28 protein-coding genes and 1 tRNA gene are annotated in these 25,339 nt (G+C 62.0%); 15 read left to right on the top strand and 14 right to left on the bottom strand.

Features of this window, described 5'->3' with window-relative positions; all coding sequences use genetic code 11:
* Nucleotides 1-23: 23 nt before the first annotated feature.
* From ATY75_RS08510 to kdgD, 3 genes are all read left to right on the top strand, one after another.
* On the top strand, nucleotides 24-734 hold the full coding sequence (locus tag ATY75_RS08510) for a FadR/GntR family transcriptional regulator (protein WP_064838427.1): 711 nt from the start codon (nucleotides 24-26) through the stop codon (nucleotides 732-734).
* A gap of 65 nt (nucleotides 735-799) precedes the next feature.
* Entirely contained in the window at nucleotides 800-1,774 is a 975-nt protein-coding gene (locus ATY75_RS08505; protein WP_088937192.1) for a mannonate dehydratase, read from the top strand.
* A 37-nt stretch (nucleotides 1,775-1,811) separates the two neighbouring features.
* A complete protein-coding gene (gene kdgD / locus ATY75_RS08500) occupies nucleotides 1,812-2,738 on the top strand; it encodes a 5-dehydro-4-deoxyglucarate dehydratase (RefSeq protein ID WP_088937191.1) in 927 nt (308 codons plus the stop codon).
* 270 nt (nucleotides 2,739-3,008) lie between these two features.
* Here kdgD and ugpC read toward each other — a convergent pair whose 3' ends face one another.
* From ugpC to ATY75_RS08480, 4 genes are all read right to left on the bottom strand, one after another.
* Nucleotides 3,009-4,082, bottom strand: a complete 1,074-nt coding sequence (gene ugpC / locus ATY75_RS08495) for a sn-glycerol-3-phosphate ABC transporter ATP-binding protein UgpC (protein ID WP_064838418.1) — start codon at nucleotides 4,080-4,082, stop codon at nucleotides 3,009-3,011.
* Nucleotides 4,083-4,105: 23 nt separating this feature from the next.
* Entirely contained in the window at nucleotides 4,106-4,954 is an 849-nt protein-coding gene (locus tag ATY75_RS08490) for a carbohydrate ABC transporter permease (RefSeq protein WP_037138761.1), read from the bottom strand.
* On the bottom strand, nucleotides 4,947-5,885 hold the full coding sequence (locus ATY75_RS08485) for a sugar ABC transporter permease (protein WP_064838417.1): 939 nt from the start codon (nucleotides 5,883-5,885) through the stop codon (nucleotides 4,947-4,949). The genes ATY75_RS08490 and ATY75_RS08485 overlap by 8 nt, the downstream gene beginning before the upstream one ends.
* A 77-nt stretch (nucleotides 5,886-5,962) precedes the next feature.
* The gene (locus ATY75_RS08480) at nucleotides 5,963-7,267 is read right to left on the bottom strand and encodes an extracellular solute-binding protein (RefSeq protein ID WP_088937190.1); all 1,305 of its coding nucleotides are present in this window, start codon (nucleotides 7,265-7,267) and stop codon (nucleotides 5,963-5,965) included.
* Between the two features lie 198 nt (nucleotides 7,268-7,465).
* On the opposite strand from ATY75_RS08480, the gene ATY75_RS08475 reads away from it, so the two are divergent.
* From ATY75_RS08475 to ATY75_RS08465, 3 genes are read left to right on the top strand one after another with little or no spacing between them, the layout of a single operon-like run.
* Complete coding sequence (locus ATY75_RS08475; protein WP_088937189.1) at nucleotides 7,466-8,665, top strand: ROK family transcriptional regulator; 1,200 nt, start codon at nucleotides 7,466-7,468, stop codon at nucleotides 8,663-8,665.
* Nucleotides 8,666-8,699: 34 nt separating this feature from the next.
* The gene (locus tag ATY75_RS08470) at nucleotides 8,700-9,800 is read left to right on the top strand and encodes a Gfo/Idh/MocA family oxidoreductase (protein ID WP_088937188.1); all 1,101 of its coding nucleotides are present in this window, start codon (nucleotides 8,700-8,702) and stop codon (nucleotides 9,798-9,800) included.
* 17 nt (nucleotides 9,801-9,817) lie between these two features.
* The gene (locus tag ATY75_RS08465) at nucleotides 9,818-10,459 is read left to right on the top strand and encodes a ThuA domain-containing protein (RefSeq protein ID WP_088937187.1); all 642 of its coding nucleotides are present in this window, start codon (nucleotides 9,818-9,820) and stop codon (nucleotides 10,457-10,459) included.
* A 211-nt stretch (nucleotides 10,460-10,670) separates the two neighbouring features.
* Here ATY75_RS08465 and ATY75_RS08460 read toward each other — a convergent pair whose 3' ends face one another.
* On the bottom strand, nucleotides 10,671-11,150 hold the full coding sequence (locus ATY75_RS08460) for a DUF2938 domain-containing protein (protein ID WP_088937186.1): 480 nt from the start codon (nucleotides 11,148-11,150) through the stop codon (nucleotides 10,671-10,673).
* 87 nt (nucleotides 11,151-11,237) lie between these two features.
* Nucleotides 11,238-11,750: a MarR family winged helix-turn-helix transcriptional regulator gene (locus tag ATY75_RS08455; protein WP_088937185.1), complete on the bottom strand. Its 513-nt coding sequence runs from the start codon at nucleotides 11,748-11,750 to the stop codon at nucleotides 11,238-11,240.
* A 44-nt stretch (nucleotides 11,751-11,794) separates the two neighbouring features.
* Between ATY75_RS08455 and ATY75_RS08450 the strand changes: the two genes are divergently transcribed.
* Nucleotides 11,795-13,297: an FAD-dependent oxidoreductase gene (locus ATY75_RS08450; RefSeq protein WP_088937184.1), complete on the top strand. Its 1,503-nt coding sequence runs from the start codon at nucleotides 11,795-11,797 to the stop codon at nucleotides 13,295-13,297.
* A 124-nt stretch (nucleotides 13,298-13,421) separates the two neighbouring features.
* Complete coding sequence (locus ATY75_RS08445; protein WP_088937183.1) at nucleotides 13,422-14,681, top strand: MFS transporter; 1,260 nt, start codon at nucleotides 13,422-13,424, stop codon at nucleotides 14,679-14,681.
* A 34-nt stretch (nucleotides 14,682-14,715) separates the two neighbouring features.
* Here the strand turns inward: ATY75_RS08445 and ATY75_RS08440 are convergent, their stop codons facing one another.
* The 3 genes from ATY75_RS08440 to ATY75_RS08430 form a co-directional block, all read right to left on the bottom strand.
* Nucleotides 14,716-14,952 (bottom strand): hypothetical protein, encoded by a 237-nt coding sequence (locus ATY75_RS08440; RefSeq protein ID WP_088937182.1) that lies wholly within the window; start codon nucleotides 14,950-14,952, stop codon nucleotides 14,716-14,718.
* Nucleotides 14,952-15,122 (bottom strand): hypothetical protein, encoded by a 171-nt coding sequence (locus ATY75_RS08435; RefSeq protein WP_190241333.1) that lies wholly within the window; start codon nucleotides 15,120-15,122, stop codon nucleotides 14,952-14,954. Before ATY75_RS08435 ends, ATY75_RS08440 begins: the two co-directional genes overlap by 1 nt.
* Nucleotides 15,123-15,222: 100 nt before the next feature.
* Nucleotides 15,223-15,480: a DUF982 domain-containing protein gene (locus ATY75_RS08430; RefSeq protein WP_064838407.1), complete on the bottom strand. Its 258-nt coding sequence runs from the start codon at nucleotides 15,478-15,480 to the stop codon at nucleotides 15,223-15,225.
* 389 nt (nucleotides 15,481-15,869) lie between these two features.
* On the opposite strand from ATY75_RS08430, the gene ATY75_RS08425 reads away from it, so the two are divergent.
* Nucleotides 15,870-16,700 (top strand): nickel-binding protein, encoded by an 831-nt coding sequence (locus tag ATY75_RS08425; protein WP_088937180.1) that lies wholly within the window; start codon nucleotides 15,870-15,872, stop codon nucleotides 16,698-16,700.
* A gap of 158 nt (nucleotides 16,701-16,858) precedes the next feature.
* Here ATY75_RS08425 and ATY75_RS08420 read toward each other — a convergent pair whose 3' ends face one another.
* The gene (locus ATY75_RS08420; RefSeq protein WP_088937179.1) at nucleotides 16,859-17,152 is read right to left on the bottom strand and encodes a DUF982 domain-containing protein; all 294 of its coding nucleotides are present in this window, start codon (nucleotides 17,150-17,152) and stop codon (nucleotides 16,859-16,861) included.
* A 281-nt stretch (nucleotides 17,153-17,433) separates the two neighbouring features.
* On the opposite strand from ATY75_RS08420, the gene ATY75_RS08415 reads away from it, so the two are divergent.
* Nucleotides 17,434-17,616, top strand: coding sequence for a hypothetical protein (locus tag ATY75_RS08415; RefSeq protein WP_064838404.1), 183 nt, complete (start codon nucleotides 17,434-17,436; stop codon nucleotides 17,614-17,616).
* Nucleotides 17,617-18,202: 586 nt separating this feature from the next.
* Complete coding sequence (locus ATY75_RS08410; protein WP_088937178.1) at nucleotides 18,203-18,934, top strand: hypothetical protein; 732 nt, start codon at nucleotides 18,203-18,205, stop codon at nucleotides 18,932-18,934.
* Here the strand turns inward: ATY75_RS08410 and ATY75_RS08405 are convergent.
* The 3 genes from ATY75_RS08405 to ATY75_RS08400 all read right to left on the bottom strand — a co-directional run bounded on the left by ATY75_RS08405 (nucleotide 18,931) and on the right by ATY75_RS08400 (nucleotide 21,335).
* Nucleotides 18,931-20,445: an FAD-dependent monooxygenase gene (locus ATY75_RS08405; protein WP_088937177.1), complete on the bottom strand. Its 1,515-nt coding sequence runs from the start codon at nucleotides 20,443-20,445 to the stop codon at nucleotides 18,931-18,933. The genes ATY75_RS08410 and ATY75_RS08405 overlap by 4 nt on opposite strands.
* Nucleotides 20,446-20,781: 336 nt before the next feature.
* Nucleotides 20,782-20,952: a hypothetical protein gene (locus ATY75_RS34545; RefSeq protein WP_190241332.1), complete on the bottom strand. Its 171-nt coding sequence runs from the start codon at nucleotides 20,950-20,952 to the stop codon at nucleotides 20,782-20,784.
* Between the two features lie 179 nt (nucleotides 20,953-21,131).
* Nucleotides 21,132-21,335 (bottom strand): CsbD family protein, encoded by a 204-nt coding sequence (locus ATY75_RS08400; protein ID WP_049735567.1) that lies wholly within the window; start codon nucleotides 21,333-21,335, stop codon nucleotides 21,132-21,134.
* 148 nt (nucleotides 21,336-21,483) lie between these two features.
* Between ATY75_RS08400 and ATY75_RS08395 the strand changes: the two genes are divergently transcribed.
* Nucleotides 21,484-21,711, top strand: coding sequence for a hypothetical protein (locus ATY75_RS08395; RefSeq protein WP_088937176.1), 228 nt, complete (start codon nucleotides 21,484-21,486; stop codon nucleotides 21,709-21,711).
* A 154-nt stretch (nucleotides 21,712-21,865) separates the two neighbouring features.
* Here the strand turns inward: ATY75_RS08395 and ATY75_RS08390 are convergent.
* Nucleotides 21,866-21,941 (bottom strand) — tRNA-Lys (locus ATY75_RS08390).
* A gap of 321 nt (nucleotides 21,942-22,262) precedes the next feature.
* On the opposite strand from ATY75_RS08390, the gene ATY75_RS08385 reads away from it, so the two are divergent.
* The 3 genes from ATY75_RS08385 to ATY75_RS08375 all read left to right on the top strand — a co-directional run bounded on the left by ATY75_RS08385 (nucleotide 22,263) and on the right by ATY75_RS08375 (nucleotide 25,189).
* Nucleotides 22,263-23,144, top strand: a complete 882-nt coding sequence (locus ATY75_RS08385) for an AraC family transcriptional regulator (protein WP_088937175.1) — start codon at nucleotides 22,263-22,265, stop codon at nucleotides 23,142-23,144.
* A gap of 167 nt (nucleotides 23,145-23,311) precedes the next feature.
* Nucleotides 23,312-24,061, top strand: coding sequence for a cytochrome c biogenesis CcdA family protein (locus tag ATY75_RS08380; protein ID WP_088937174.1), 750 nt, complete (start codon nucleotides 23,312-23,314; stop codon nucleotides 24,059-24,061).
* Between the two features lie 192 nt (nucleotides 24,062-24,253).
* Nucleotides 24,254-25,189 (top strand): MBL fold metallo-hydrolase, encoded by a 936-nt coding sequence (locus ATY75_RS08375; RefSeq protein ID WP_088937173.1) that lies wholly within the window; start codon nucleotides 24,254-24,256, stop codon nucleotides 25,187-25,189.
* The last annotated feature ends 150 nt before the right edge of the window (nucleotides 25,190-25,339 follow it).

Here is a 25,339-nt window from a genome sequence, read left to right as displayed (position 1 = left end):
CAAAGGGATTGGGGAACAGAAAAATGACGACACTCAGCCGTGGGCGAGAAAGACTGGCACAGCAGGTCATCGATCAGCTGCGGGCGCAGATCGAGACGGGGATGCTGCGGGTCGGCGACCAGCTGCCGACCGAGCCGCAGCTTGAAGCAACCTTCGGCGTCAGCCGCACCGTGGTGCGCGAGGCGATCGCCGACCTCAGGTCGGCCGGCTTCGTCAAGCCGATCCAGGGCAAAGGGGTGTTTGTCGCGGATCCGAAATCTCAATCGGTGCTGCCCTTGACGCCGGTGGAAATCAAAAGCATCCCCGAAACCCTTGAATTGCTAGAGTTTCGCATGGCTGCCGAGGGTGAAGCGGCGGCGATTGCCGCCTATCGCCGCACCGCCGAGCAGGAAGCCGCCATCCGTGAGGCCAACCGCCGTATGGCGAACCTGATCGAAACCGGACAGCAAACGGTGGAGGCCGATTACGCCTTCCATATGGCGATCGCCGCCGCCACCAACAACCGATTCTATGTCGATGTCCTGCGCCAATTCGGCCCCAAATCAATTCCCCGCGGCCAGTTTCCGACGCTGCCCGAAGCCAATGACCGCGACTACCTGCAGAAGGTCTATGCCGAACACGTCGAAATCCTCTCGGCCATCGCCGATCAGGATCCGGATCGCGCCCGCCAGGCGATGCGCGCGCATATGATGGCGAGCCAACGCCGCTACCGGATGCTCGCCGAGCAGCAATAGGGCTCGACTCTCTTCAAAATTCATATTATGTCATATGACATTGTGTAATTTCGAAAGAGACTCAAATGTATCTGGGAACACAGGTCGCCGCGCGGGACGACGACGATTATCGCATCTTCGCGCAACTGGGTGTGAAGCATATCAATGCCGACCCGCCGGGAGAACCGAGCAGCTGGACGCTTTCCGACCTCGAGCGCCATCGCGACAAGGTCGAAAGCTTCGGCCTGATCCTCGACATGATCCAGCTGCCGCTGCCCTCGCAGCCGATCGAGAAAGCGTCCTATCCGGATATATTGCTCGCCGGCCCGGAGCGCGACAGGCAGATCGACGCCGTCTGCAAGCTGATCGAAGATACCGCGGCGGCCGGCATTCCGGCGGTCAAATATAATCTCAACCTGATCGGCATTCCCCGCACCCCCGATGAACCGGGACGCGGCGGCTCGATGAATGCCAGCTTCCGCTGGGACAAGACCGATCAGCAGGCAGCACCCGGTCTTGCCGGGGTGCTCTCCGAAGACGAAAACTGGGAACGGATCGATTATTTCCTCGAACGGGTCGTGCCGGTCGCTGCAAGCAACCGCGTCAGGCTCGCCTGCCATCCGCACGATCCCTATACGCCGCCGGGCTTTCGCGGCGTCACGCGGGTGCTCGGCACCGTCGAAGGCCTGAAGAAATTCGTGCTGATGCGGGAAAACCCCTATCACGGCCTCAACTTCTGCCAGGGCTCGATCGGCGAGATGCTGGACAATCCCGGCAAGGAGATCGACGACGTCATCCGCTGGTTCGGCGAGCGCAACAAGATCTTCAATGTTCATTTCCGCAACATCCGCGGCGGCAAGCTCTCCTTCATGGAGACCTTCCCCGACGAGGGCGACATGGACATGGTCCGCTCGGCGAAGATCTACAAGGAAGTCGGTTTCAAATACATGCTGATGCCCGATCACGTGCCGACCGTCAGCGGCAAGGACCCTTCCGCCACCGCATTCGCCTACTGCTACGGCTATATCGCGGCCCTTCTGCAGACGCTCGAAAGCGCCTGAGACGGCTAATTTTCAACAAGTAAGGAACAGGACTTTCATGATGAACCCGATTGAATTGAAGAAGGCCGTCGGCAGTGGTCTGCTCTCGTTTCCGGTGACGCATTTCGACGATCAGCTCACATTCGACGAGGCAAAATACCGCCGTCATGTCGAATGGCTTTCGGGGTATGACGCGGCCGCACTGTTTGCCGCCGGCGGCACGGGAGAGTTCTTCTCCCTCAATCCGGCCGAAATCCCGCAGGTCGTCCGCGCTGCAAAGGCTTCGGCCGGCAAGACGCCGATCATCTCCGGCACCGGCTACGGCACGTCGCTCGCCATTGAAATCGCCAAGGCGGCCGAAAAGGCAGGCGCCGACGGGCTGCTGCTTTTGCCGCCCTACCTGATGTTTGCAGAGCAGGCCGGCCTGATCGCACATGTCAAGGCGGTATGCCAATCGGTCGGCATCGGCGTCATCGTCTATAACCGCGACAACGCCGTCCTGACCGCCGAAAGCATCGCGCGGCTCGCCGAGGAATGCCCGAACCTGATCGGCTTCAAGGACGGCGTCGGCGATGTCGACAAGGTCATCGAGATTACCACCCTGCTGGGCGACCGCCTCGTCTATGTCGGCGGCATGCCGACCCATGAGGTTTACGCCCAGGCCTATTTCGCCGCCGGCGTGACGACCTATTCCTCGGCCGTCTTCAACTTCGTCCCGGCGCTGGCCCAGCGCTTTTACGGCGCCCTTCGCACCGGCGACCAGGCAACCGTCGACGAGATCCTGAAGAGCTTCTTCTTCCCCTTCGTCGCCCTGCGCAACCGCAAGAAAGGTTATGCCGTCTCGATCATCAAGGCCGGGCTGCGGGTGCTCGGCCAGAACCCCGGCCCGGTGCGGCCGCCTTTGACGGATCTCACCCAGGAGGAGCTGACGCTCTTGGAAAAGATCGTCCAGTCCAACGGCGTCGAACGGATCGCGGCGGAGTAATCGCCGACCGAGGACGACAGCTCGCTCCTTGTAGGCATCATCCTCGGCCCTGTGCAATGGCCGTTCTAACCCGCGATTTGCCCCTCACCCTAGCCCTCTCCCCGCTTGCGGGGCGGGGGGACGTGCCCCGCGAACGCTCAGCGAGGAACGGAGAGGTCGCGGCATATCCCCTTCGCCCCGCAAGTGGGGAGAAGGTGCCGGCAGGCGGATGAGAGGCCGATGTCGGCAATCTCTTTGGCCGAGGACAGTCCCTGCCCCAACGCCTCTCTCCTACAGAGCCACCCCACTGCCACGATCGAAGACATGCACTTGGTCGCTGGCGATACTTGCCTCGAACACCGTGCCGTAGCGGGCTGGGTATTCGCCGTCGACGATGGCCGTCACCTGCTGGCCGGCGAGGTCGAAGACCACATGGGTCTGGGCGCCTGTGGGTTCCACCAGCATGGTGCGGCCGGCAAGCGGCGTGCCGGCCGACAGGCCGGGAATAAGATGTTCGGGGCGCAGGCCGATGGTGACGGCCTGGCCGGGCCTGACCCGGCGGTCGGGCGCGATACGGATCGCCGTGCCGTCTTCGAGGCGGGCGGCGGGCGCGCCGTTTTGACCCTCCACCGTGCCGTCGAGCATGTTCATCGCCGGCGAGCCGATGAAGGCGGCGACGAAGAGGTTGGCCGGCTTCTTGTAAAGTTCGAGCGGCGTGCCCGACTGCTCCACCCTGCCCTGATTGAGCACGACGATGCGGTCGGCGAGCGTCATCGCTTCGATCTGGTCATGGGTGACATAGATCGAGGTCGTCTTCACCTTCTGGTGCAGCGTCTTGATCTCCGAGCGCATTTGCACGCGCAGCTTCGCATCGAGGTTGGAGAGCGGCTCATCGAACAGGAAAACGGCCGGGTTGCGGACGACGGCGCGGCCCATGGCGACGCGCTGGCGCTGGCCGCCGGAAAGCTGGGCCGGCTTGCGGTCGAGCAGCGCGGCAAGATCGAGCATGCGGGCGGCCTCGGCAACGCGGGCCTCGATCTGGGGTTTGGCGACGCCGGCGAGCTTCAGGTTGAAGCCCATGTTTTCAGCGACCGTCATATGCGGATAGAGCGCGTAGGACTGGAAGACCATCGCGATGTTGCGCTCGCGCGGTGTCATGGCGTTGACGATATTGCCGCCGATGGCGATCTCGCCATCGGTGATCTCCTCGAGGCCGGCGATCATCCGCAGCAGCGTCGATTTTCCACAGCCGGACGGGCCGACCAGGGCGACGAATTCGCCATCCTCGATATGAAGCGAAATGCCGTGGATGACGTCGACGGCGCCATAGGCCTTGGTTACATCGTGCAGTGAAACGGATGCCATGATTGCAGCTCCAATAGTTCGGCTCAAGACTTGACGGCGCCGGCGGTCAGGCCGGCGATGATGTGCCGCTGGGCGACGAAGAAGACGATGATTGTCGGCAGGATGGTCAGGGTGATGAAGGCCAGCACCAATTGCCATTCCGTGCCGTATTCGCCGCGATAGACCATGATGCCGAGCGGCCAGGGATATTTCGATTCCGAGTTCAGCATGATCAGCGGCAGGATGTAGCTGTTCCAGCTGCCGACGAAGGAGATGATGCTGACGGTGGCGACGATCGGCCGGGAGAGCGGCAGCGAGATATGCCAGAAGAACCGGAGATAGCCGCAGCCATCGACGAAGGCCGCCTGAAACAATTCTTCCGGAAGGTTGCGGAAATAGTTCCGGAACAACAGGATGCTCATGCCGAGGCCGAAAGCCACCTGCGGCAGCACCACGCCCCAATAGGTGTTCAACAAGCCGAGATCGCGGATGCGGATGAACAGCGGCAGGATCGCGGTCGCTGCCGGAAACATCAGCCCGAGCAGGAAATAATTGAGCAGGAAGGACGAACCGAAGAAGCGCACATGGGCGAAGGCGAAGGCCGCCATCGACGAGACGATCAGCGTCAGCAGCACGGTGAGCGCTGCAATGATCAGCGAATTGCCGATCTGCAGCCAGTAACGCTCGCCGAACAGGATGTCGGTATAATTCGCCCACTGCCATTCCGTCGGCAGGCCGAAGGGATTGGTGCGCAGGTCGCCCAGCGTCTTGAAGCCGCCGAGCGCCGTCGTCAGCAGCGGGATCAGCACGATGGCGGCAATCAGGGTCAGCGACACGTAGAGGTAGATGCGGGTCGAGGCGCGCATGCGGATGGAAGAGCTCATATCAGTCATGGCGCATGAAGATCCTTTTGTAACCGAAGGCGAGCGTTACGCAGATGATGAAGAGCACGACGCCGACGGCGCTGCCGAGACCCACCTGCATGCGCATGACGCCATAGGTGTAGAGAAAGGTGACCATTGTCTGGGTGGAGTTGGACGGGCCGCCGCCGGTGAGCGGCATGATCATGTCGAAGAGCTGCAGCGAACCGACGACGGCGAAGAAGATGGACAGACGCAAGGTCGAACCGAGCAGCGGCAGCGTGACGTAACGGAATTTCTGCCAGCCAGTGGCGCCGTCGATTTCGGCCGCCTCAAGCACGCTCTTGTCGACCGATTGCAGGCCGGCGATGAACAGCATCATGTGAAAGCCGAAATATTTCCAGACGATGACGCCGAGCACGGCATAGATCGCCACGTCCTTGTCGGCGAGCACATAAGGATTGGCGAAGCCGAAGAAGTTGGAAACGGCGGCAAACAGGCCGTAATCGCCGTCATAGACGAAACGCCAGATCAGGCCGGCGGCAACATCGGCCAGCACATAGGGCAGGAAGAAGATCAGCCGGTAGCCGACGACGCCCGGGATGCGGTGGGCGAGCATGGTGGCAAGCCAGATCGCAAGCGGCACCTGGATGCAGATCGAGATGACGATAATCAGGCCATTATTGACCAGTGCCTGGGTGAAGGCGGCGTTGCGGAACAGCACCTGGAAATTGCGGAGCGCGATGAACTCGGTCGGCGTACCGTAACCGTTCCACTTGTAGAGGCTGTACCAGGCCGCCTCGCCCATCGGCATGATGACGAAAAGCGTGAACAGCAGCAGCGCCGGCGGCAGAAAGAGCAAGAGCACTGCCAGCCGGTCGTGGGCGACCGAACTCCTGCTGTTTGCGGCTCTGCGTGCCGGCCTTGCGGCAGTCGTTATCGAGGGGACTGAAATATTGGCCATGATCCTGCTTTCGTTCGTCGGCAGCAATGCCGGCGCTCCGCTTGATCAGAGCGCCGGGAAGGCTCTGCGGGCGCTGGTTATTGTTCCAGTTCGAAAGCGTCCTGGATCATCTGGGCGCCATCCTTGGAGTTCATCTGGCCCGAGACGATTTCCACCGAAACGTCGTTGACGACACGGCCGACGGCCGCACCGAGATCCTGGTCGAAGAAGTTCTGATGCCAGGTCGAACCGGCAAGCTGTTTGGCCGATTCGGCCAGCAGCGGATTGACGACGCCATCATCGGCGCCGACGGCCACGGGCAGAAGCATGCCTGATTTGGCCATCGCCCGCTCGTTCTCGGCATTGGTGAGGAAGGCTAGGAAATCCAGCGCCTCCTTGGAGGCCTTCTTGGTGACCGCCCAGCCGTTCAGGCCGCCGAGCGTATCGGTCGGCTTGCCGGCGCCGCCCTCGACCGTCGGGAAGACGAAACGGCCGATATTGTCTGAGGAAAGCCCCTTGCCGTCGCCGGCATTCTTGCGCTGGTTGGCCTCAGTGGCTTCAAAGCCGAGGATCATCGCCGCCTTGCCGTCACCGAAGACGCCGAGCGTCTGCGGCCAGGTGGCGCCGAGATAGCCGGGCTGGAAAGGCTCGAGCTTGCCGAGTTCGGCGAGATCGTCGCCGGCCTTGATGATGGCGGGATCGAGGAAGCCTTCGCCCTCGCCGTTCTTGGCGGCGTCGAAGACCTTCTGGCCGCCTTCACGCATGACGAGATAGCTCCAGTAGAAATGGATCGGCCATTTCTCGCCGCCGCCGCCGGCAATCGGCACGATGCCGGCCGCCTTGATCTTCTTCACCGCAGCGAGGAAATCAGTCCAGGTCTTGATGTCTTCGGCCTTGACGCCAGCCTTGGCAAACAGCGCCTTGTTGTAGAAAAAGCTGACCAGACCGACCTTGTAGGGGATAGCCCAGGTCTTGCCCTCGAAGGTCAGGCCGTCGACCGAGGCCGGGGTGTAGGCCTTGCGCAGCTTGCCGCCATCGGCATCAAGCGCTGCCGTCACATCCTGCAGCGCGCCGGTCTCGGACTGCTGCTTCAACACGCCGCCGCCCCAGCTGAAAAAGAAATCCGGCACATCGTCGGATTGCAGCAGAGTGGGAAGCTTGGCCTTGAAGGCCTCGTTTTCGAGGAACTGCATCTGAATGTCGACGTCGGGATGCTGGGCTTCGTATTTCTTGACGATGTCTTCCCAGGCCGCGACGTTTTTCGGGTCGAGCTCGAGATGCAGCCATTTGACCACCGTCGTCGCGGAGGCGGCACCCGCTCCCGCCAGCAACATGCCGGCTGCCGCGGCCATGGATACGATGCGCCTGCCGCCGAAAGCGGCGTTCTTCAGCATAAAATTCATGATTTTCCTCCCGGGGACCTATCCTCACAATTTTTCCCCAATGCGGATTAATTCAACGGAGCTTTTGCCGGATGTCAACCCAATTACCGCTATTTTTACCAAATGCGCTTGACAGCCTCACGGGACTGCCTGCTATTTATTTCGTAACCCGTTAAAAATATTGAGTTCCGCCCAACGAACGATGCCGGCTAGTTTTTCATGAAGACCGCAGATCCAGAATTGATGCGCGCGATCAATCGCTTGAACGTGCTCGATACCATCCGGCGCCATGGTCCGATCTCGCGCATCGAGATCAGCGAACGCACCGAACTCTCCACCACCACGGTTTCCGCCATCACCGCCTCGCTGCTCGACGACGGGCTGATCCTGCCGCGCCACGAAGGCGATATCCGCAACGAGGCGGTGCGCGGCAGGCCGCGCGTGGCGCTGGAGCTCAATCCTGACGCCGCCCGCGTCGTCGGGGGCAAGGTCGCCGCCAACCGGATGGTCTTCGTCGTCACCAATTTCCGCGGCGACGTGCTGTCGAAACTCGCTTTGCCGATCCGCCTCGACCGGCAGCCGATCGGCGTCATCGCCGATCTGGTCGAGGATGGCGTGCGGCGCTGCGTCGTCGATGCCGGGCTGTCGCTCGAGGATGTCGACAGCGTCTGCCTCGGCTTTCCCGGCGTTATCGAGCACCGCACCGGCTACATCAGAAGCAGCCCGATCTTCCGCGACACCAATGTCAATTTCGCCGCCGAGATGTCGACGCGGCTGTCGACGCCGACCATCGTCGAAAGCGATGCGCATGCCATCACCCTTGGTCATCACTGGTTCGGCAAAGCCCGAGATTTCGAGGATATGGTGTTGATTTCATTGGAACAGACGCTGGGGCTCGGGGTGCTGCACGGCAACCGCCTGTTTCGCGGCGCCGGCGGTCTCAGCCACAATCTCGGCGACCTCGTGCTCGGCATGGGGCCGAACGGCGTGGTGCGGCTGTTCAGCCAGGCCGGCGAAAGCGCCATTCTCGGCGAACAGCAGACCGATGGGCGTTTTGCCGAAGCGATCCGGCTCGGGCGCGGCATGACGCACGCCCAGGCCCTGATCAAGGCCGATGACGACCGGCTGATCGGTGCCGCCATCCGCGCCGGCGAAGCGGTGGGATTGACCATCGCCAATATCGTTACGCTGTTTGCGCCGCCGCGCGTCATTCTTGTCGGGTCGAGCCTGGCGCTCGGCGAGCCATTCCTGAACAGCCTGCGCGACGCCTATGCGCTCGCCATTCCGCCCTCACTGAAGGGGGTGAGCGAACTCGTCTTCGACGATTCGAGCGATGATTTCTGGGCGCAGGGTGCCGCCGCGGTGGCGCTCTACGAACTCTACGAATCGCCCTGGAGCACCACCGGGCCGGCACTCTGACGGGTGTCACAATCACGATCAGATGGAGGAATTCATGGAAAGAGTCGGTATCGGCATCATCGGATGCGGCAACATTTCGGGCGCCTATCTCAAAGCGATGGCCTCCTTTCCCATTCTCGACATCCGCGGCGTCGCCGATCTCAACCGGGAACTGGCGGAAGCCAAGGCGCGTGAATTCAACGTTCCCGCCAGAACGGTCGAGGAGCTTTTCGCCGACCCCAAGGTCGAAATCATCGTCAATCTCACGATCCCGAAAGCCCATGTCACGGTCGCGCTGCAGGCGCTCGAAGCCGGCAAGCACACCTATTCGGAAAAGCCGCTCGGGATTAATTTCGCGGAAGGGAAAAAATTGGCGGAAGCCGCCAGGGCCAGGAATTTGCGCATCGGCGCAGCCCCCGACACCTTCCTCGGCGGCGGCCATCAGACGGCCCGTGCCTTGATCGACCAGGGCGTCATCGGCCAGCCGGTCGGCGGCTCGGCGAGCTTCATGTGCCCAGGCCATGAGCGCTGGCATCCGAATCCCGCCTTCTATTACGAAGTCGGCGGCGGGCCGATGCTCGACATGGGTCCCTATTACATCACCGATCTCGTCAATCTTCTTGGGCCGGTCGCTCAAGTGGCCGGCTTTGCGACGACGCCGCGGGCCGAACGGCTGATATCAAGCGAACCACGCAACGGCGAGCGTATTCCCGTGCATGTGCCGACCCACGTCGCCGGCCTGATGGCTTTTGCGGGCGGCGCCGTCGTCCAGATCGCCATGAGCTTCGACGTCGCCGGCCACAAGCATGTGCCGCTCGAGGTCTACGGCACCGAGGGCACCCTGATCGTGCCCGATCCCAACAAATTCGAAGGCCCTGTCGAATATCTCAGGAAGGGCGGCCAATTCGAGGATCAGCCCCTCACATCTCCCTATGCCGATGGCAATTATCGCTCGCTCGGCGTCGCCGACATGGCGCATGCGATCCGCTCCAACCGGCCGCATCGCGCCAACGGCGATCTGGCGCTGCATGTGCTGGAGGTCATGGAAGCCTTCCACACCGCATCTGCGACCGGACGGACGGTGGCGATCTCAACGGCGGTGGAGCGCCCTGCCCCCTTATCGCAATCCATCGTCGACGGACGGCTGGCGAAATAATTTCAGGAGGAATGACTATGCGTGAAGCACTGATCGTCTGGGGCGGCTGGAGCGGCCATGAGCCGCAGGAATGCGCCGAAATCATCAAGACCATGCTCGAGGAGGACGGCTTCAAAGTCTATCTCGAACATGGCACCGAGGCGCTTGCCGATCCTTCCGTTCATGATCTCAGCCTCGTCGTGCCGATCATGACGATGTCGAAGATCGAGAAGGAAGAGGTCAAGAACCTCGCCGCCGCCATCGAGAGCGGCGTCGGCATCGCCGGCTATCACGGCGGCGCGGGCGATGCCTTCCGCGACTCCGTCGACTATCAGTTCATCATCGGCGGCCAGTGGGTGGCCCACCCCGGCAACATCATCGAATATACCGTCAACATCACCCGGCCGGACGATCCGCTGGTGGAGGGGATTGCCGATTTCCCCTATACGTCGGAGCAATATTACATGCATGTCGACCCCTCGAACGAGGTGCTGGCAACAACCAGATTCACCGGCGACCACGCCTACTGGATCGACGGCGTCGTCATGCCCGTCGTCTGGAAGCGCAAATACGGCAAGGGCCGCGTCTTCTATTCCTCGCTCGGCCATCAGGCCAAGGAGTTCGACGTGCCTGAGATGAAGACGATCTTCCGCCGCGGCGCCAATTGGGCGGCGCGATGAGATAGGGCTTCGGGGAACCAAAAAGCCCCCTCCCCAACCCCTCCCCACAAGGGGGAGGGACTAAGATGCGGCACCGCTTCACATAAACTCTATCGTATCAATCCGTCGAACGGCAACCAGCCAATACGACTCTGCTTTCGGTCGCCGCCGGACACCACAGCTTAGTCCCTCCCCCTTGTGGGGAGGGGTTGGGGAGGGGTTTTTGGCAATCTCAGCGCAGAATCAACGCCGTCCCATAAAGCCCTAATGCAAACACCGTATGCGCCAGCAGATTGAAGCACCGCACCTTGTTCGGGGTCGGATGTTTCGAAGCGGCCCAGCCGATGCCGAGGCCCGGCTGCAGCAGGAACCATCCTGCCCCGACGGTGAGAATGCCGAAGATCCAGGCGGGGAGGAATGTCGGGGCGGCAAGCCAGCCCTGCCCCATGATGAGCGCAAAGATCACGCCATAGACAATGCCGACGGCATAGTGACTGATCCAGCCGAGCGCCAGTTCATTGGCATAGGGCTCGGCATCGGCGATGCTGTCGTGAAAGACCTTGCCGCGGCGGAGATGCCAGAACCAGCGGCCGACCGGCGCCCAGTTGGGCGGCGTCTGGCCGAAGACCTTGGTGAGCACGATCGCCCAAAGGTCCATAAGGATGGTTGCGCCGGCGCCGATCGCCAGGCCGCGCCACAGAATTTCGAACATTGGGAATCACCGGAGAGCGTTGAATTGCAGAGGTGCCAAGAAAAGCACTGCAGACAGGCCGGTGCAATGGCTTCGCACGCTCCACTTTCATTCGCTGTCGTCATGCGGGATCGACGCGCTGCCGACGGTATCGCCGCTGATATCCTCTGCAAACTTGCGCATCAACCGCACCAGCTCGTTGAAGTCGTGCTCGTCCCAGCGCTCGAAGATGGCGCGGCCGATCCTTTCGCGTGCCACGTCGATGCGGTCGGTCATCGCCTTGCCTTTCGGGCTGATGACCGCCTCGCGCACGCGGCGATCGGCGGCACTTCCCCGGCGCTCCACCAGATCGAGGCTTTCGAGCTTGGCGACCTGACGGCTGACGGTGGTGTAGTCGCGCCCGGCGCGGTCGGCGAGCTCGACCACGCCGATCGGGCCGAGGCGTTCCACCGTGACCAGCAGCGGAAACAGCGCACGATCGAGCGAAATTCCCGCCTCGCGGACCATCTGCTCGTCGCGCTGCGGCCGGTTCATGACGCTGACGATCTCGATCAAAGCCCCATGCAGTTCACGCAGCCTCTCCGACATATGTGTATTATGCACACTTTTTCTTGACGACATATCGATTCTCCTATTATGTGCATAATACACACATGGAGATGGCGATGACACAGAATTCTACAGTCGACGTGCTGATATCAGGCGCCGGTGCTGCCGGCCTGACGCTGGCGATCGAGCTGGCCCGGCGCGGCGTCAGCTTTCGCCTGATCGAGAAATTGAACGACCCGTTCCGCGGCTCGCGCGGCAAGGGTATCCAACCAAGAACGCAGGAGGTCTTTGAGGATCTCGGCATCCTCGACCGCATTGTCGCACTCGGCGGCCTCTATCCCCGGCAGCGGGAATACAGTGACGACGGAAGCTTCACAGAGTCCGACGCCGTGCTGCGCGAGGATCCGACGCCGGCCGAGCCCTATCATCTTCCGCTGATGGTGCCGCAATTCCTCACTGAAGCCGCGATGCGGGAACGCCTCATCGAGCTGGGGCACCGTCCAGAATTTGGATGCGAACTCATCGGCTTCGAACAGGACAAGGCAGCCGTGACGGCACGGCTCAAGAGCCAATCCGGCGAGGAAGCCATCCGCGTGCGCTGGCTGGTCGGCGCCGATGGCGGGCGCAGCTTCGTGCGCCACGCGCTTGATATCGGCTTTCCCGGCAGGACGCTCGGCGTGCGCGCCATCGTCGCCGACGTCATGCTGACGGGTCTCGATCGCGACGCCTGGCATCGGTTCGGCGAAGGCGACATGCAGCGGCAGATCGGGCTTTGCCCGCTCGCCGGAACGGAGCTGTTTCAGATCCAGGCACCGATCCCGCCCGAAGGCGAGATCGATCTTTCCGCGGCGGGTCTGACCGCGCTGGTGGCGGAGCGCACCGGCCGCGACGATATTCACGTCCACTCGGTTTCATGGGCGTCGGCCTTCCACATGAATGCCCGGCTTGCCGACCGCTACCGGCTTGGCCGCGTCTTCCTTGCCGGCGATGCCGCCCATACGCATCCGCCGACCGGCGGCCAGGGTCTCAATACCAGCGTGCAGGACGCCTATAATCTCGGATGGAAGCTGGCGGCGGTCGCCGGCGGCGCGCCGGATGCGCTGCTCGACAGCTATGAGGAAGAGCGCCGCCCGATCGCGGCGGCGATGCTCGGTCTTGCCACCAGCCTTCTCGATGCGCTGAAGCGCGGTGACATCAGGCGCGGCCGCGAGGTCCATCAGCTCGATATCGGCTATCCCGAATCTTCCCTCGCGCTGGAAAAGCCGGCGCGGCGCGGCGGTCTGCTGGCCGGCGACCGGGCGCCCGACGCGCCGCTGGCGGGTGCGGCCGGCCAGCCGAGGCGTCTGTTCGACCTGTTCAAGGGCACCCACTGGACGCTGCTCGGCTATGAGGTCGGGCAACTCACCGTGCCGCCGCGCCCGGGGCTGGACATCCACGGGATCGGCCGGCGCGGCGATCTCCTGGACAATGGCGGGCATTTCCGCGAGACCTATGCTCTCGCCCCAGGAGACTGGGTGCTGGTGCGCCCGGATGGTTATATCGGCGCCATCGTCGCCTCGGCCGATGCCTGGGCGCTGGAAGCCTATCTCGCAAACGCCGGTTTCGAGCATGATGCCTGAGCGCCAGGCCGCGGGAACTCCATGAAGTCTGCAGTTCGAACGCCGGGCCGTCACCCGTCTGCGCGGATTGCTGGGGTCGGCGCGCGCGTCGGCCGGTCTTTACCGTCAATGAGAGACAAATCCGATGAGCGACGAACTGTGTTCGACCGACACGGCCGTAGAGGTGGCGCCGCAGCGGCTTGACTGGCGGCTGATGCTGCCGGCTTTCATCATCGTCAGCCTCGATGCCGCCAGCAGCGGCGCCATCCTGCCGATCCTGCCCTTCTTTCTCAGGGAGCTGGGGGCATCACCTCTGCTTCTCGGGTTCGTTCTCGGTGCGGAAGCGCTCAGCCAGTTCGTTGCCGCGCCATGGCTCGGGCAGCTTTCCGACCGTTTCGGGCGCAAGAGGATCCTGCTCGCCAGCCGGGCCGGCGCACTCGTCAGCCTGTTGCTGCTGGCGCTCGCCGGCAGCGTCGTCTTCGTGCTGCTGGCGCGGATCCTGCTCGGGCTTACCGCCGCCAATTTTTCTGCGGCGGCAGCCTATGCCGCCGACAACAGCAGCCCCGCCACCCGGCGCCAGGCCATCGGCCTACTGAGCGCCGGCCTCGGCCTTGGCGGAATGATCGGATCGAGCCTTTCCGGCTATCTCGCCGACATCTCATTGACCACGCCGATTTGGGCGGCGTTGGGCCTGTCGGCGACAAGCCTCTGCGTCACCGGTCTCTGGCTGAGGGGCGCTCATCCGCCCGGTCGGCTCGGCGACGACGGCGAAGAGGCCGGGGCGATCGGCGAGAAGACTTCCTTTCGAACCCTCCTCGCCTCGCCGGTCATTCGCGTGCTGATCGTCGTTCTTCTCTGCCACTATTTCTCATACGGCATGTTCAGCTCCCAGCTCGCCGTCTTTCTCCAGGACACGTTCAGCTGGAACGAGCATGCCTTCGGCCCGAAGGAACTGGGCTACCTGCTCACCGCCGACGGCGCGATCAACATCTTCGTTCAGCTTTTCCTTTTGAAATGGCTCGGCGCGTCTTTCTCCGAACGCGGCCTGATCGTCCTGGTCTTCGCCATTCTGGCGATCGGCTATGTCGCCGCCGGTCTCGCTGCCGATATCCCCACCCTCGCCTTCTCAGTGCTGCTCATCAGCACCGGCGCGGCCCTGGCGCGGCCGACGTTCGCCGCAGCCCTCTCCGTGCATGTTCCCGGGCGACGTCAGGGCGTGGTCATGGGCGCAACGCAGTCGCTTGTCGCCGTCACCGACATCGTTACCCCGGTCCTTGCCGGCGTCATTCTCGGGCAGAGCCTGTATGGCGCCTGGATCGGCGCCGTGGTGGCGATCACGCTCACCGGCGCCGTCATCGCCGGCAGCCGGTTGCCCCGGATCGATCCGGAGACCACAGGCGGCTGACGCGCGCTGCGGGCTCCGATGCTGCCGGCACGTTTCAGAGGATGTCGCGCTCGTATCGCGGCGTCCAGCCGCGGGTCATCCCGCGGCTCATTGCCCGCTCCGCCAGTGCCAGTTGCTGGCGGAGATGTTTGCAGTCATCGAGCAGCGAGCGGATCGCCGCCTTGGCATTGTCGTCATGCCAGGCCAGCACGGCTTCGACTTCCCAGGCACGATCAGGCCAAGCCGGATCCGGCCAAACGGGATCTGGCTCCTGGATCTTTGCCGGCTGCATCAGTTCAGCGCCAATGGCAATTGGACCGGCCGCGGCAAGGGCGGTAGCAGCCGGCTGAGTTCGACCTTTTTCTGCCAGGCAGCGCGGCGCAACTGATCGCGCTCGCGCGCCGCACGGGATGCTTCGACAAGGGCTAGGGCGTTGGCGATCACCTGTTCCGTATGCGTCATGACCATCTCCAATGTTCCTGTTTTGTTCTAATTTAGACTTGCTCCCGAAAAAGTCAAGTCGAAGGGATCTGGTGTTGAGAACAGTGGATCAGACGGGCGTTCAGTCGGCAGCTTCGATGACGGCGATGCCGGCTTCCTGCGCAGCCCTGATAAAGGATGCCCGCACCTCATCCGGCGGCAGATCGCCGATAATCGCATCCAGGCATGACTTCACGGCTTCGAAATAGTCTTCGCCGTCGTCGACCGGCCAATCGTGCAGCAGCGTGCGCGCGGCATCCCACACAGAGTTAATAACGGCATAATGGCCTAGCCCTATCGAGGCCAAGCCGACCGGTCGAAAATTTGCCGTCTGTCTCACTTTGCTACAGCTTTTCCAATTTCGGTGGGCTTACGAGTTAACGATGCAATTTGCGTGCCGTGGAGCGGCCGGGAACCGGCATGCTCTTCGCCCCCTCCAGCCAGGCGCTTTCAAAACATGCAATGCTCGCGGCGTCCCGATCGGCGCCGAGAAACTCGCACTCAGTTACCAATCGACAGATTATGGTAAATATCAGGCTTGCTTTCCCGATCCACTCATTAAAATCTGTCTTTTGCCGAGTATTCTATAGAATTTATAGCAACGCATTCGACTTTTCTCGAAGCAACCGCCGGAATATTCATTTCAACGATTGTGCCAAAGGTGGACGCGGAAGCATCCAGACCGTACAATGCCGTCTCTTGCACGCGGCGGATCTGGGAGGACGCGCGATGCCCATCTTCATGGACCGGCACTTTCTCGAAGGCACCTCGCCCGCCGAGGTTGCCCAGGCACATCGCATGGATATCGACATTCAGGATCGATACGGCGTCAAATTTCTCACCTATTGGTTCGACGAGCGGCGCGGCACGGCCTTCTGCCTGGTGGATGCGCCCGATATGGCAGCCGTCCAATGCGTCCATCGCGAGGCGCACGGTTTTGTCGCCAACGAGATCGTCGAGGTGGCCCTGTCGGCGGTGGAGGCCTTTCTCGGCCGCATCAATGACCCTGATCTGGCGCCCGGCCAGTCGTCGCCGCAAATGGATCCGGGCCACCGGGCGATCCTGTTTACCGATATCGTCGGCTCGACCGAGATGACGGCGCGCCTCGGCGACCGCATGGGGACGGAACTGGTCAGGGCCCATGACGCGATCGTGCGCCGATGCCTCGGCAAAAATTCGGGCCGCGAAGTCAAGCATACCGGCGACGGCATCATGGCGGCCTTCGCGGCGACAACGGCAGCCGTCGAATGCGCCATGGCGATCCAGCAGGAATTTCAACATTACAACAGCGGCAACAATGCCCAGCCGATCCATATCCGCATCGGGCTCGATTGCGGTGAGCCGGTCGAGGACAGCAACGACCTCTTCGGCTCGACTGTGCAGCTTGCGGCCCGCCTCTGCGCGGCCGCTTCCAGCGACCAAATCCTCGTCTCGGAGAATATTTTCCGGGAGTATGGCGCCGCCGATCTCTTCGGCCACGCCTCCCGCCGACGGCTCAAGGGTTTTTCGAAGCCGATGATGGTCTTCCGGTGCGACTGGGCGAATGGCGGACTTGCTTGAGATTCCTTCAAGCCTGCAGCCACCGGAGAACATCTGCCTCCCGCACATGCGTGTCGTGACGCATTCTGATAAAGAAATAGGCGGCCGCCGGACAGCCGACCTGAACGCAAGACGCGCCGCACATAATGTGACGGCGCGCCCCTGCCTACTCAGTATCATCAGGCATTCCCGATATTTCGATCGCCCATCAGCTGCTCGAATTTGGGGGCGCCCTCGACCTTGGCAAGCACGCCCGACATCTTCAGAAAACGCCGGAAATTCTCGCGCGCGGCGCTCAGCGGGAAACGCCCGCTGGCGGTATCCCTGCACGCCTTCAACAGCGTGTCATATGCAAGACCTCGTTTGTCCTCCGGCCATTCATCCAGAAAATCGAAGATTTCATCGAGACATGTGATCTCGGCGATGAAATGTTGACGACGAAGCAAAACCGGATCGAACCGAGTTTCCGCCATAGTATCCTCCCATTTATATTACTTTTTTATGGCTTAATATTACTGAAAAACCTTTATTCTTTCAAGACAAAATCGGCCACCTTTAACCAAAAGCATCCGCAACTACTTCCATAACCGCAGAATAGCTCCATAAGATTATCTTGAGTAAATTAATCAGTGATCGCACAAACTGACCGGTTTCGGATCAGCTAAGCGTGATCAAGCGCGCCGGAAGTTTTCGTATAGGCTCGTGACGGCATGGTAGATTGTGACCACGATCAACTCCGCAAGGGAGAACCCGGATGAACCGATTTCTGACATTTGTAGCCGCCGGGGCGCTGCTCGGCGCATCCGCGATTACGGCTTCCTGTACCTCGCCCGGCAAGCCCGATCCCGAAGATTTTCAATATCAACGGGATACATCGATCAATCCGGCCTGCGCGGGTGGCTTCAGGCCCGGCAACGCGCGCTCGTGCAGTTATTGAATACCCAGGCGGGCGACATTTGTCCGGCGTCTCGCCCGATTGCCGGGCCGCCGAAGCAAGCTGCTGCCGAAGCCCGCTTGCAGAAGAGCAGCCGCGGTAAGACGGCGTCGAGAGGAAGCGCGCTGCGGCAATAGGGATGGGTTTGGGAACCGCCAGCCCGCCGCGCAGTTAATCCAACGGGTCACGGTTGGCTCAATTCAAACAGGAGAACGGTTCCCAATGAACAATTTGATCTGGCTTGTCGGCGCTGTCGTCATCGTGCTCGCAATTTTGAGCTTCTTTGGCTTTCGCTGATTTAAAGACCGTGCTGATGTAAATTGTGGCGACAGGCCGTCTCTCCACTCAGATGGAGATGGGACCCGCTGGCGCCAACGGATCGATAAACTTCAGAGCGACTTGTCTCTCTTGGCGTGGCTCGACGTGGCCGGACGCTATTGGCGCGCCTTGCCCGCGAGGTCGATCTGATATCCGTCGCCGGTTCATCGATAATCCACCGAATGTCGGCCGGAGAGGCTACATCACCCCCCTCGACTTCCTATACAGTCACGCGTTCGGCCTTCCCCGGGGCCGGTCGCGAGGGAATTCGATGGAACGTCTTGGTGTGGATAAAGCGGTTCAATCCAGGAAGCGGGCTTCAGAAGCCGATCACTCCGGGTTCGCCCGGGATGTTTCCGCCGTCAAAGTCGGCGAGTACCTGTTGGGGTATAAGGCGGTGCAGCGGCGCGCGCGGGGCGGCCGCTGGAACCATTTCCACGGCCGGATGCGCGAGATCGAGAAATTGATCCGGCATCGCCATGGCGACATCGTGCCCGAGGCGGATGACGCCTTGATCTATGTCGAGGTCATCGCCAGCCTCGCCCTTGTCGAATTCGGGCAGGACTTCGTCGACGTGGTTCTCGGCTGGGCGGCGCGATGGCTTCCCTGGGCGGGGAAAGCCGACCTGGAGGAAATCATCTACGAGCGGACGAAGGTGCGTTTTTCCGCCTTGTCGGCCGACGCGCTCGGTCACGCGCTGAATGTGAGTTACGCCGAACGCTGCGCCCTCGATATCCGCACGATCGGCGCCTTCGATGTGCCGAAGGGAAAAAGAGCAAAACTTCAAAAGGAAAAGCGGCGCCAGCGCGACCGAAGCCGGAAAGAGGAGCAACGCCGCGCCGCCGGGGCGCTTCCCAGAGCCGACTATCTCGCCCATTCCTTCAGCCAGGCGCGCCCCTGGGAGGCTTTCGGCATCAGCCGCCGGACATGGGAGCGCCGCGGCAAACCCGTGCCGGAGGCCGAGGCGATATCGGATTGCGCTTCGATGCCGCTTGCTGCTTAGGTCGAAGTCTTTTCAGCTTCAGCCGGTTCGCCGAACCAGGTCGTCATCGCCTCGTGGAGACCACTCGGCTTGCCCTCGCCCACCCACGCCACATAGCCGTCGGGCCGGATCAGCACTGCGGCTGGGGCAGAGACCGCGCCCAACGCCGGCAGTTCCCATGCGCCGTCGTATCTGGTGTTGATCGACTGGACGCGGGCCGACCACGGAGTGATGTCAAGGCTGCCGGGTGTGCCGAAATTCAGAAGCGCTGCCCGCGCATTTCGGAGCAGCGCATAAACGCGCAACGGGCCATCGGGCGTGGTGAGGTCGAGATCGGGCATGCGGCGGCCGAGCAGCGGGTGGCCCTTGCCGAGATCGTAATGGATGGCCAGTCCGGACATTTCGGCGGCGATCTTTTTGCGCGGCTCGTCCATGGCGAGGAGCTCCAGGACGATGTCCCGCAAGGCTTCGGTGCGGTCATCGGTCCGTTGCAATGCGACCTGCGCCATCGTCGTGCGCAGCACGCGGGCAGCCACCGGATGGCGCTCGGCGTGATAGCTGTCAAGCAAGCTTTCCGGCGATATTCCCTTCACCACCTGCGCCAGCTTCCAGCCGAGATTGACAGCGTCCTGCACGCCGGTATTGAGGCCCTGGCCGCCCACTGGAGAATGCACATGCGCGGCGTCGCCGGCCAGGAAGATGCGGCCCTTGCGATAAGCCTCCGCCTGCCGCGACATGTCGGTGAACCTGGAAATCCACCTCAGGCTATGGATTCCATAATCCGTTCCGCATGTTTCGATCAGGGCTTGGGCGAGATCGCCGAGCGTCGGCTCGGCCGTGGCGACGGTATTCCTTTCCGTCACCATGACGTTGATCGGACCTTCACTGGCAAAGACGACCTTGCCGTCGCGGATTTCATATTCCTCGCGGCCGAAGGCATGCAGGCCGAGCGCCGTGCGATGAACGCCGAGCGGCGGCTCCTCCTCCATCTCGGCCTCGGCGAGAATATTGCTGGTCGTCGCCTCCCATCCCGGAAAGTCAATGCCGGCGATCTTGCGAACCAGACTGCGGCCGCCATCGCAGCCGACGAGGTAGCCTGCCCTGAGCTTGAAACCATCGGAGAGTTCGATGGCGACGCCGGTGTCGTCCTGTACGAATCCGGTCAACTCGCGGCCACGATAGATCGTCACCGGCAGTTCGCCGATCCATCCGGCCAGAATGCGCTCGATATGTTTCTGCCGCAGCGCCAGCCCGTAATTGTGCCGGGTCGGAAAATCGCTGATATCGAGCCGCGTGACGGCAAATCCGGTAACCTGGGCGATCTGTCCTTCCGCGAGGAATCGGTCGACCACGCCGCGCTGATCGAGCACCTCGAGCGTGCGCGCGCTCAGCCCGCCGGCACGCGAACCGACGACCTCCTGGTTCGGCCGGCGCTCGACGATGGCGACATCGACGCCCGCCAGGGCCAATTCGCCCGCCTGCATCAGCCCCGTCGGCCCGCCTCCGGCAATCACGACGGCATGTTCTCTCATCTGCAAACTCCTCAGTTCCGATTCCAGGCCGAGATATCGGAGCTCCGGGAAAGGCCCAACCACTTCCGGAACGCCAAATTGACGGGCTTGCCAGGTGACGACTTTGCCTGTCGCAGGTTGTTCTCCCTATAAATAGAGATCCCTACTGGTTGGAAGGACTTGCGACAGGCGTTCCGGCCTTGCTTTCCAAAGCCATGTTGCCTGCCGCTTGCTGCTTTCCTGCCTGAGAATCCAGGCTTTTCAATACGACCCGACCGGGCCGGCGCGGATGTGGCAAGCGCTTTCCGCATTCATCTTTCGTTCTTAAAGGCGATCATTCGAATATTTGGCACAGCCTCACCGCGGCGCCGGCGCCTTTTGCGGAATCGTCTCGGCTGCCGGCCGCTCGGACGGATCGGCGGGATGGCCATAGAGGGTGTAGGCGGCGCCCGCCAGAATGCCCAGGACGAGAAGAGCGAGTACGTACAACATCATTCCACGGATTGCCGTTTTCGGTGTCTTGTCCATTACGACCTCCAAGATTGCTCAGTGTTCAAATTCACCGCGAGCGCTTCTGGTTCCGAGAATGGAAGTCGGTCGCCGGTCGCTTGTCCCATATGCCGGGTTGCAGTTCGTCGAAGTGGCGACCGGCACAAATAAGCCGCCGACCACATGCCGACGGCTTGAGATAGGCGATGTCCGTTCAGTTACCAGGGCTGGCGGCCGTACCAGTCGTCGATGTCCCTCTTCGCACGGTCTTTTTCGTAGCCGTAGCGCTCCTGGATCTTGCCTTCGAGCTGATCGCGCTTGCCGTCGATAACGTCAAGGTCGTCGTCCGTGAGCTTGCCCCACTGCTCCTTTACCTTGCCCTTCATCTGCTTCCAGTTGCCTTCAACGCGGTTCCAATCCATGGGTATTTCCTCCTATCGTTGGAATAGAGGAACGGAGACGACGGTTAAGTGTTCCCATCGATAACGGCGGCCCGAAAGATGCAGCATTCGGGAACAATCAGATCCGGATCCGGTTTAACTTACACCCTTGTCCCTAGCGGAGGCGACGATGTGGGCAATCCTGATCGGTGCGGCTCTCATAATTGGAGGACTTCTTTTTCTCTTTCGGTCAACGCTCAGCCGAAAGCCGAGTGATCCGCACCAGATGCCGCAAGGCGGCAGCACGCTGGAACCGCGGCATCAAGGCCTCAGATTCCTCGGCGTGTTGCAAAATTGGCCGGCCCTGGCTGTGATTGCGGTTGGCGCACTTCTATTGGCTTTTGGCGGATATTCATGACAGCCGGCTGCGCTTGACCGGCGACCTGCGCGTGGTGAAAGAGATTCTGCAGCGGATCGAGGTGACGCAGAAGCGGTCGACCAACTAAAAACGGCCGTGCGACTTTTTGGTGGTCGCAAAAGTCGCACGAAATACCGCTATCTATTTGATTTTATGGTGAGAGCGTCGGGGTTCGAACCCGAGACCTACTGATTAAAAGTCAGTTGCTCTACCGGCTGAGCTACGCTCTCCCTCTCCGCGGGTGAAGCACCCCGGCTGGAAGTGGGCGGAACATAGGCAGGCGACCCATTGCGGTCAACCGAAAAATTCGGCTTTTTCCGGCAGTCGGCACATTTCTTGCGGACGCACGGCCTATCGCTTGCGGGCAAGGCCTATCCGTTGCGTGGCAAGGCACATACATTGCGAGCACAAGGCAAACGACGAGAAAATCGTCGGAGAGCTTGTCAGCGTTTCCCTGGCGATGGTCTGCGACCAGTGAGAAAACCGCAAGATCGGTCGAGCGCGTCATGCCGGCCTGCGTTTAGCTCATGCTGCCACGGAGGACAGAAGGAATGAAGGCGGCGCTTCAAAACTACCATGCCCGGATGCAGCGGGTGCTTGACTACATAGACCGGCACCTGGGCGATGATCTGGACCTGGACACGCTGAGCGGCGTTGCGGCCTTCTCGAAGTTCCATTTCCACCGGCAGTTCACGGCGACCTTCGGGCTATCCGTGCATCGCTATATCCAGCTTGCTCGGATGAAGCGCGCTTCGCACCGGCTGGCTTACAGGGATGCTCAAGGCGTCACCCAGATAGCGATGGATGCCGGTTACGACGCGCCGGATGCCTTCGCCCGCGCCTTTCGGCAACGGTTCGGGCAATCGCCATCGTCGTTCCGGAAATCTCCCGATTGGGAGCCATGGCTTGCGGCCTTTGGGCCTCTCGACAACGCCAGGAGCAAGTTGATGCAGAATAGTTTTACCACTGACGACATGACGATTCGCAATGTGCCCACCATGCCGGTGGCGATCATCGAGCATCGGGGCGACCCGGCGATGCTCGGCGCCACCATCCAGCGGTTCATCGCCTGGCGCATGGCCGCCGGCCTGCACCCTAAGACACATCCGACCTTCAATGTCTGGCGCTCCGAACGGCGTCCCGCCTCGCCTGCTGATTATAGCGTCGACCTTTGTGTCGGCACCGATCAACCGATCGCGGCTGATGGGGAGCAGATCAAGGCCGGCGAGATTCCCGGCGGGCGCTGCGCGGTGTTGCGCGTCACCGGCAACACCGACAATCTGGAGCCTGCCGCGCTCTATCTTTATCGCGACTGGCTGCCGCTGAGCGGCGAAGAGGCACGCGATTTCCCGATCTATTGCCAGCGGCTGAGCTTCTTTCCCGAAGTGCCAGAGCATGAGGCGGTCGCGGAATTGTTTCTGCCGCTGAAATAGCGCCCTACGGCGGCCTGTCGCGTCCTATGGCCGGGAGATGAACAGGCCGCTGTCCACTCATTCCTGGTCTTGACCGGTTCGAAGCCGAGCCAAGCGCAAAAAGGTGATTGGCAATACTGGCGTTGCAAAGCTAGGAACATCACGCAGATTGCAGCCGGAGAGAATGTGTGTCGATTGCCGATATTTCCCTGTGGAGCGCGTTGATTGCCGGGGCGCTTTCCTTTCTTTCGCCCTGCGTGCTTCCCCTCGTTCCACCCTATCTCTGCTATATGGCCGGCATTTCAGTCGAGCAGTTCCGCGGCGGCGGTGCCGTTGCGGTCGCGCCCGATATCAGGCGTGGCGTGCTGTTCTCAGCCCTGCTCTTCACGCTCGGCTTTGCCACCGTCTTCGTGGCGCTCGGCGCCGGCGCCTCCAGTATCGGCATGGCGCTTCGCCAGCATCTCGACCTGTTGTCGAAGCTCGGCGGTCTGATCATCATCGTCATGGGGCTGAATTTCCTCGGCCTTTTCCGAATCGGCATTCTTGCCCGCGAGGCGCGCTTCCAGGGTGGCGGCAAGCCGGCGACGTTGACGGGGGCCTATATCATGGGCCTTGCCTTCGCTTTCGGCTGGACACCCTGCATCGGCCCCGTGCTCGGCGCGATCCTCGGCGTCGCCGCCTCGCGCGAGACGGTCGGCTCCGGCGCCGGGCTGCTCGCCGTCTATTCGCTCGGCCTTGCCATTCCCTTCTGGATCGCCGCCGGCTTTTCCGGCGCCTTCATGCGCTTCCTGTCGCGCTTCCGCCGCCATCTCGGCACGGTGGAAAAGGTGATGGGCGTCTTCCTGATCCTGACCGGCCTCGCCTTCCTGTTCGGATGGGTCAGCGATGTGGCGATCTGGTTTCAGCAGACTTTCCCGATCCTGATGCAGATCGGCTGAAGCACGTCCAGGTCGATCGATCCGCTGCGGTTGTCCGACGCCGGCACCCTGCATGACAGGACCTATGCCGTGGTATAGCTCGCCCTGTCCCTCGACCCATTCGCCCTGACCGTCGGCCCAATCGATCGAAAACACGCCTCGATGTAGCGTTCCCCGGTGCCGTGTTTAAGCGGCGGTCAGAAGGAGACAAACATGAGCCTCGCGACAAATATGAGCCTGGAAGACACGTCACATCCCGGTGGAACAGGGCCCGGCGAACTGGTTCCCTCGCGCTACGCAGTGCAGATCGGCGACATCGAGGTGCTGGTGATCAGCGATGGAGTGCTGCCGCTCCCGACCACGATGTTGGCCCACAATGCAGAGCCCGCGGTCCGTGAAGCCTGGCTGAACCACATGTTCCTGCCGCAAGACTCGCTGGATTGGCCACTGAACGTGGTGGTGGCGCGCAGCGGCGGGCAGACCATACTTCTCGATGCCGGGCTCGGCCTCGATCCGGACCTGCACTTGCCGCGGGCCGGGCAGTTGATCAAGCGACTGGAGGATGCCGGCGTCGATCTTGCATCGGTGACCGACGTGGTGCTGACCCACTTGCACATGGACCATATCGGCGGGCTTCTCGTCGACGGGGTGAAGGAGCGGCTGCGCCCCGACCTCAGGATCCACCTGGCGGCCGCCGAGGTGAAGTTCTGGGAAGCGCCCGATTTCTCCCGGACCCGCATGCCGCCGGGCTTCCCGGATGCGCTTCGGGCGACCGCCAAGCGGTTCGTGAACGAGTACCGCAGCCACCTGCGGCTGTTCGATGACGAGTGCGAAGTGGCGCCAGGCGTCGTCGCCCGCCGCACCGGCGGCCACACCCCCGGGCACAGCGTGATCCGCCTGGCCTCCGGCGGCGACCGGCTGACCTTCGCCGGGGATGCGGTATTTGCCGTCGGCTTCGACCAGCCTGACTGGCATAACGGCTTCGAGCATGACCCCGAGGAAGCGGCGCGCGTCCGGGTCGCTCTCCTGCGGGAACTGGCGGCGACCGGCGAACTGCTGGTGGCCACCCACCTGCCCTTCCCCTCCGTCTGCCATGTCGCAGTTGAGGGCGAAACCTTCCGCTGGGTGCCGGTCTTCTGGGATTATTGACCGCTCTCTGGTCAAGTCTGCACCAAAAGGCGTCCCGCCTGTAGAGCGTTTCCGTCTTTCCCTCGAATGACGAAAACGCTCTATCGGTTTGTTTTGCACAACTCCCGAGGCCAAACCGCTACACAGTTTCGCTGGAATTGCTTAAGTCAG

Source organism: Rhizobium sp. N122 (assembly GCF_002211295.1).
GTDB lineage: Bacteria > Pseudomonadota > Alphaproteobacteria > Rhizobiales > Rhizobiaceae > Rhizobium.
Note: the sequence above shows the minus strand (reverse complement) of the source record. Positions and strands in the feature narration are given on the sequence as shown.

Coding starts and splice junctions, on each gene's coding strand:
- ATY75_RS08410 (WP_088937178.1), top strand. CDS start 18,203: ATGGAACGTCTTGGTGTGGATAAAGCGGTTCAATCCAGGAAGCGGGCT.
- ATY75_RS08385 (WP_088937175.1), top strand. CDS start 22,263: ATGAAGGCGGCGCTTCAAAACTACCATGCCCGGATGCAGCGGGTGCTT.
- ATY75_RS08480 (WP_088937190.1), bottom strand. CDS start 7,267: ATGAATTTTATGCTGAAGAACGCCGCTTTCGGCGGCAGGCGCATCGTA.
- ATY75_RS08460 (WP_088937186.1), bottom strand. CDS start 11,150: ATGTTCGAAATTCTGTGGCGCGGCCTGGCGATCGGCGCCGGCGCAACC.
- ATY75_RS08510 (WP_064838427.1), top strand. CDS start 24: ATGACGACACTCAGCCGTGGGCGAGAAAGACTGGCACAGCAGGTCATC.
- kdgD (WP_088937191.1), top strand. CDS start 1,812: ATGATGAACCCGATTGAATTGAAGAAGGCCGTCGGCAGTGGTCTGCTC.
- ATY75_RS08450 (WP_088937184.1), top strand. CDS start 11,795: ATGACACAGAATTCTACAGTCGACGTGCTGATATCAGGCGCCGGTGCT.
- ATY75_RS08465 (WP_088937187.1), top strand. CDS start 9,818: ATGCGTGAAGCACTGATCGTCTGGGGCGGCTGGAGCGGCCATGAGCCG.
- ATY75_RS08470 (WP_088937188.1), top strand. CDS start 8,700: ATGGAAAGAGTCGGTATCGGCATCATCGGATGCGGCAACATTTCGGGC.
- ATY75_RS08395 (WP_088937176.1), top strand. CDS start 21,484: ATGTGGGCAATCCTGATCGGTGCGGCTCTCATAATTGGAGGACTTCTT.
- ATY75_RS08440 (WP_088937182.1), bottom strand. CDS start 14,952: ATGCAGCCGGCAAAGATCCAGGAGCCAGATCCCGTTTGGCCGGATCCG.
- ATY75_RS34545 (WP_190241332.1), bottom strand. CDS start 20,952: ATGGACAAGACACCGAAAACGGCAATCCGTGGAATGATGTTGTACGTA.
- ATY75_RS08505 (WP_088937192.1), top strand. CDS start 800: ATGTATCTGGGAACACAGGTCGCCGCGCGGGACGACGACGATTATCGC.
- ATY75_RS08490 (WP_037138761.1), bottom strand. CDS start 4,954: ATGACTGATATGAGCTCTTCCATCCGCATGCGCGCCTCGACCCGCATC.
- ATY75_RS08375 (WP_088937173.1), top strand. CDS start 24,254: ATGAGCCTCGCGACAAATATGAGCCTGGAAGACACGTCACATCCCGGT.
- ATY75_RS08445 (WP_088937183.1), top strand. CDS start 13,422: ATGAGCGACGAACTGTGTTCGACCGACACGGCCGTAGAGGTGGCGCCG.
- ATY75_RS08455 (WP_088937185.1), bottom strand. CDS start 11,750: ATGTCGTCAAGAAAAAGTGTGCATAATACACATATGTCGGAGAGGCTG.
- ugpC (WP_064838418.1), bottom strand. CDS start 4,082: ATGGCATCCGTTTCACTGCACGATGTAACCAAGGCCTATGGCGCCGTC.
- ATY75_RS08400 (WP_049735567.1), bottom strand. CDS start 21,335: ATGGATTGGAACCGCGTTGAAGGCAACTGGAAGCAGATGAAGGGCAAG.
- ATY75_RS08415 (WP_064838404.1), top strand. CDS start 17,434: ATGAACCGATTTCTGACATTTGTAGCCGCCGGGGCGCTGCTCGGCGCA.
- ATY75_RS08485 (WP_064838417.1), bottom strand. CDS start 5,885: ATGGCCAATATTTCAGTCCCCTCGATAACGACTGCCGCAAGGCCGGCA.
- ATY75_RS08475 (WP_088937189.1), top strand. CDS start 7,466: ATGAAGACCGCAGATCCAGAATTGATGCGCGCGATCAATCGCTTGAAC.
- ATY75_RS08425 (WP_088937180.1), top strand. CDS start 15,870: ATGCCCATCTTCATGGACCGGCACTTTCTCGAAGGCACCTCGCCCGCC.
- ATY75_RS08420 (WP_088937179.1), bottom strand. CDS start 17,152: ATGGCGGAAACTCGGTTCGATCCGGTTTTGCTTCGTCGTCAACATTTC.
- ATY75_RS08405 (WP_088937177.1), bottom strand. CDS start 20,445: ATGAGAGAACATGCCGTCGTGATTGCCGGAGGCGGGCCGACGGGGCTG.
- ATY75_RS08435 (WP_190241333.1), bottom strand. CDS start 15,122: ATGACGCATACGGAACAGGTGATCGCCAACGCCCTAGCCCTTGTCGAA.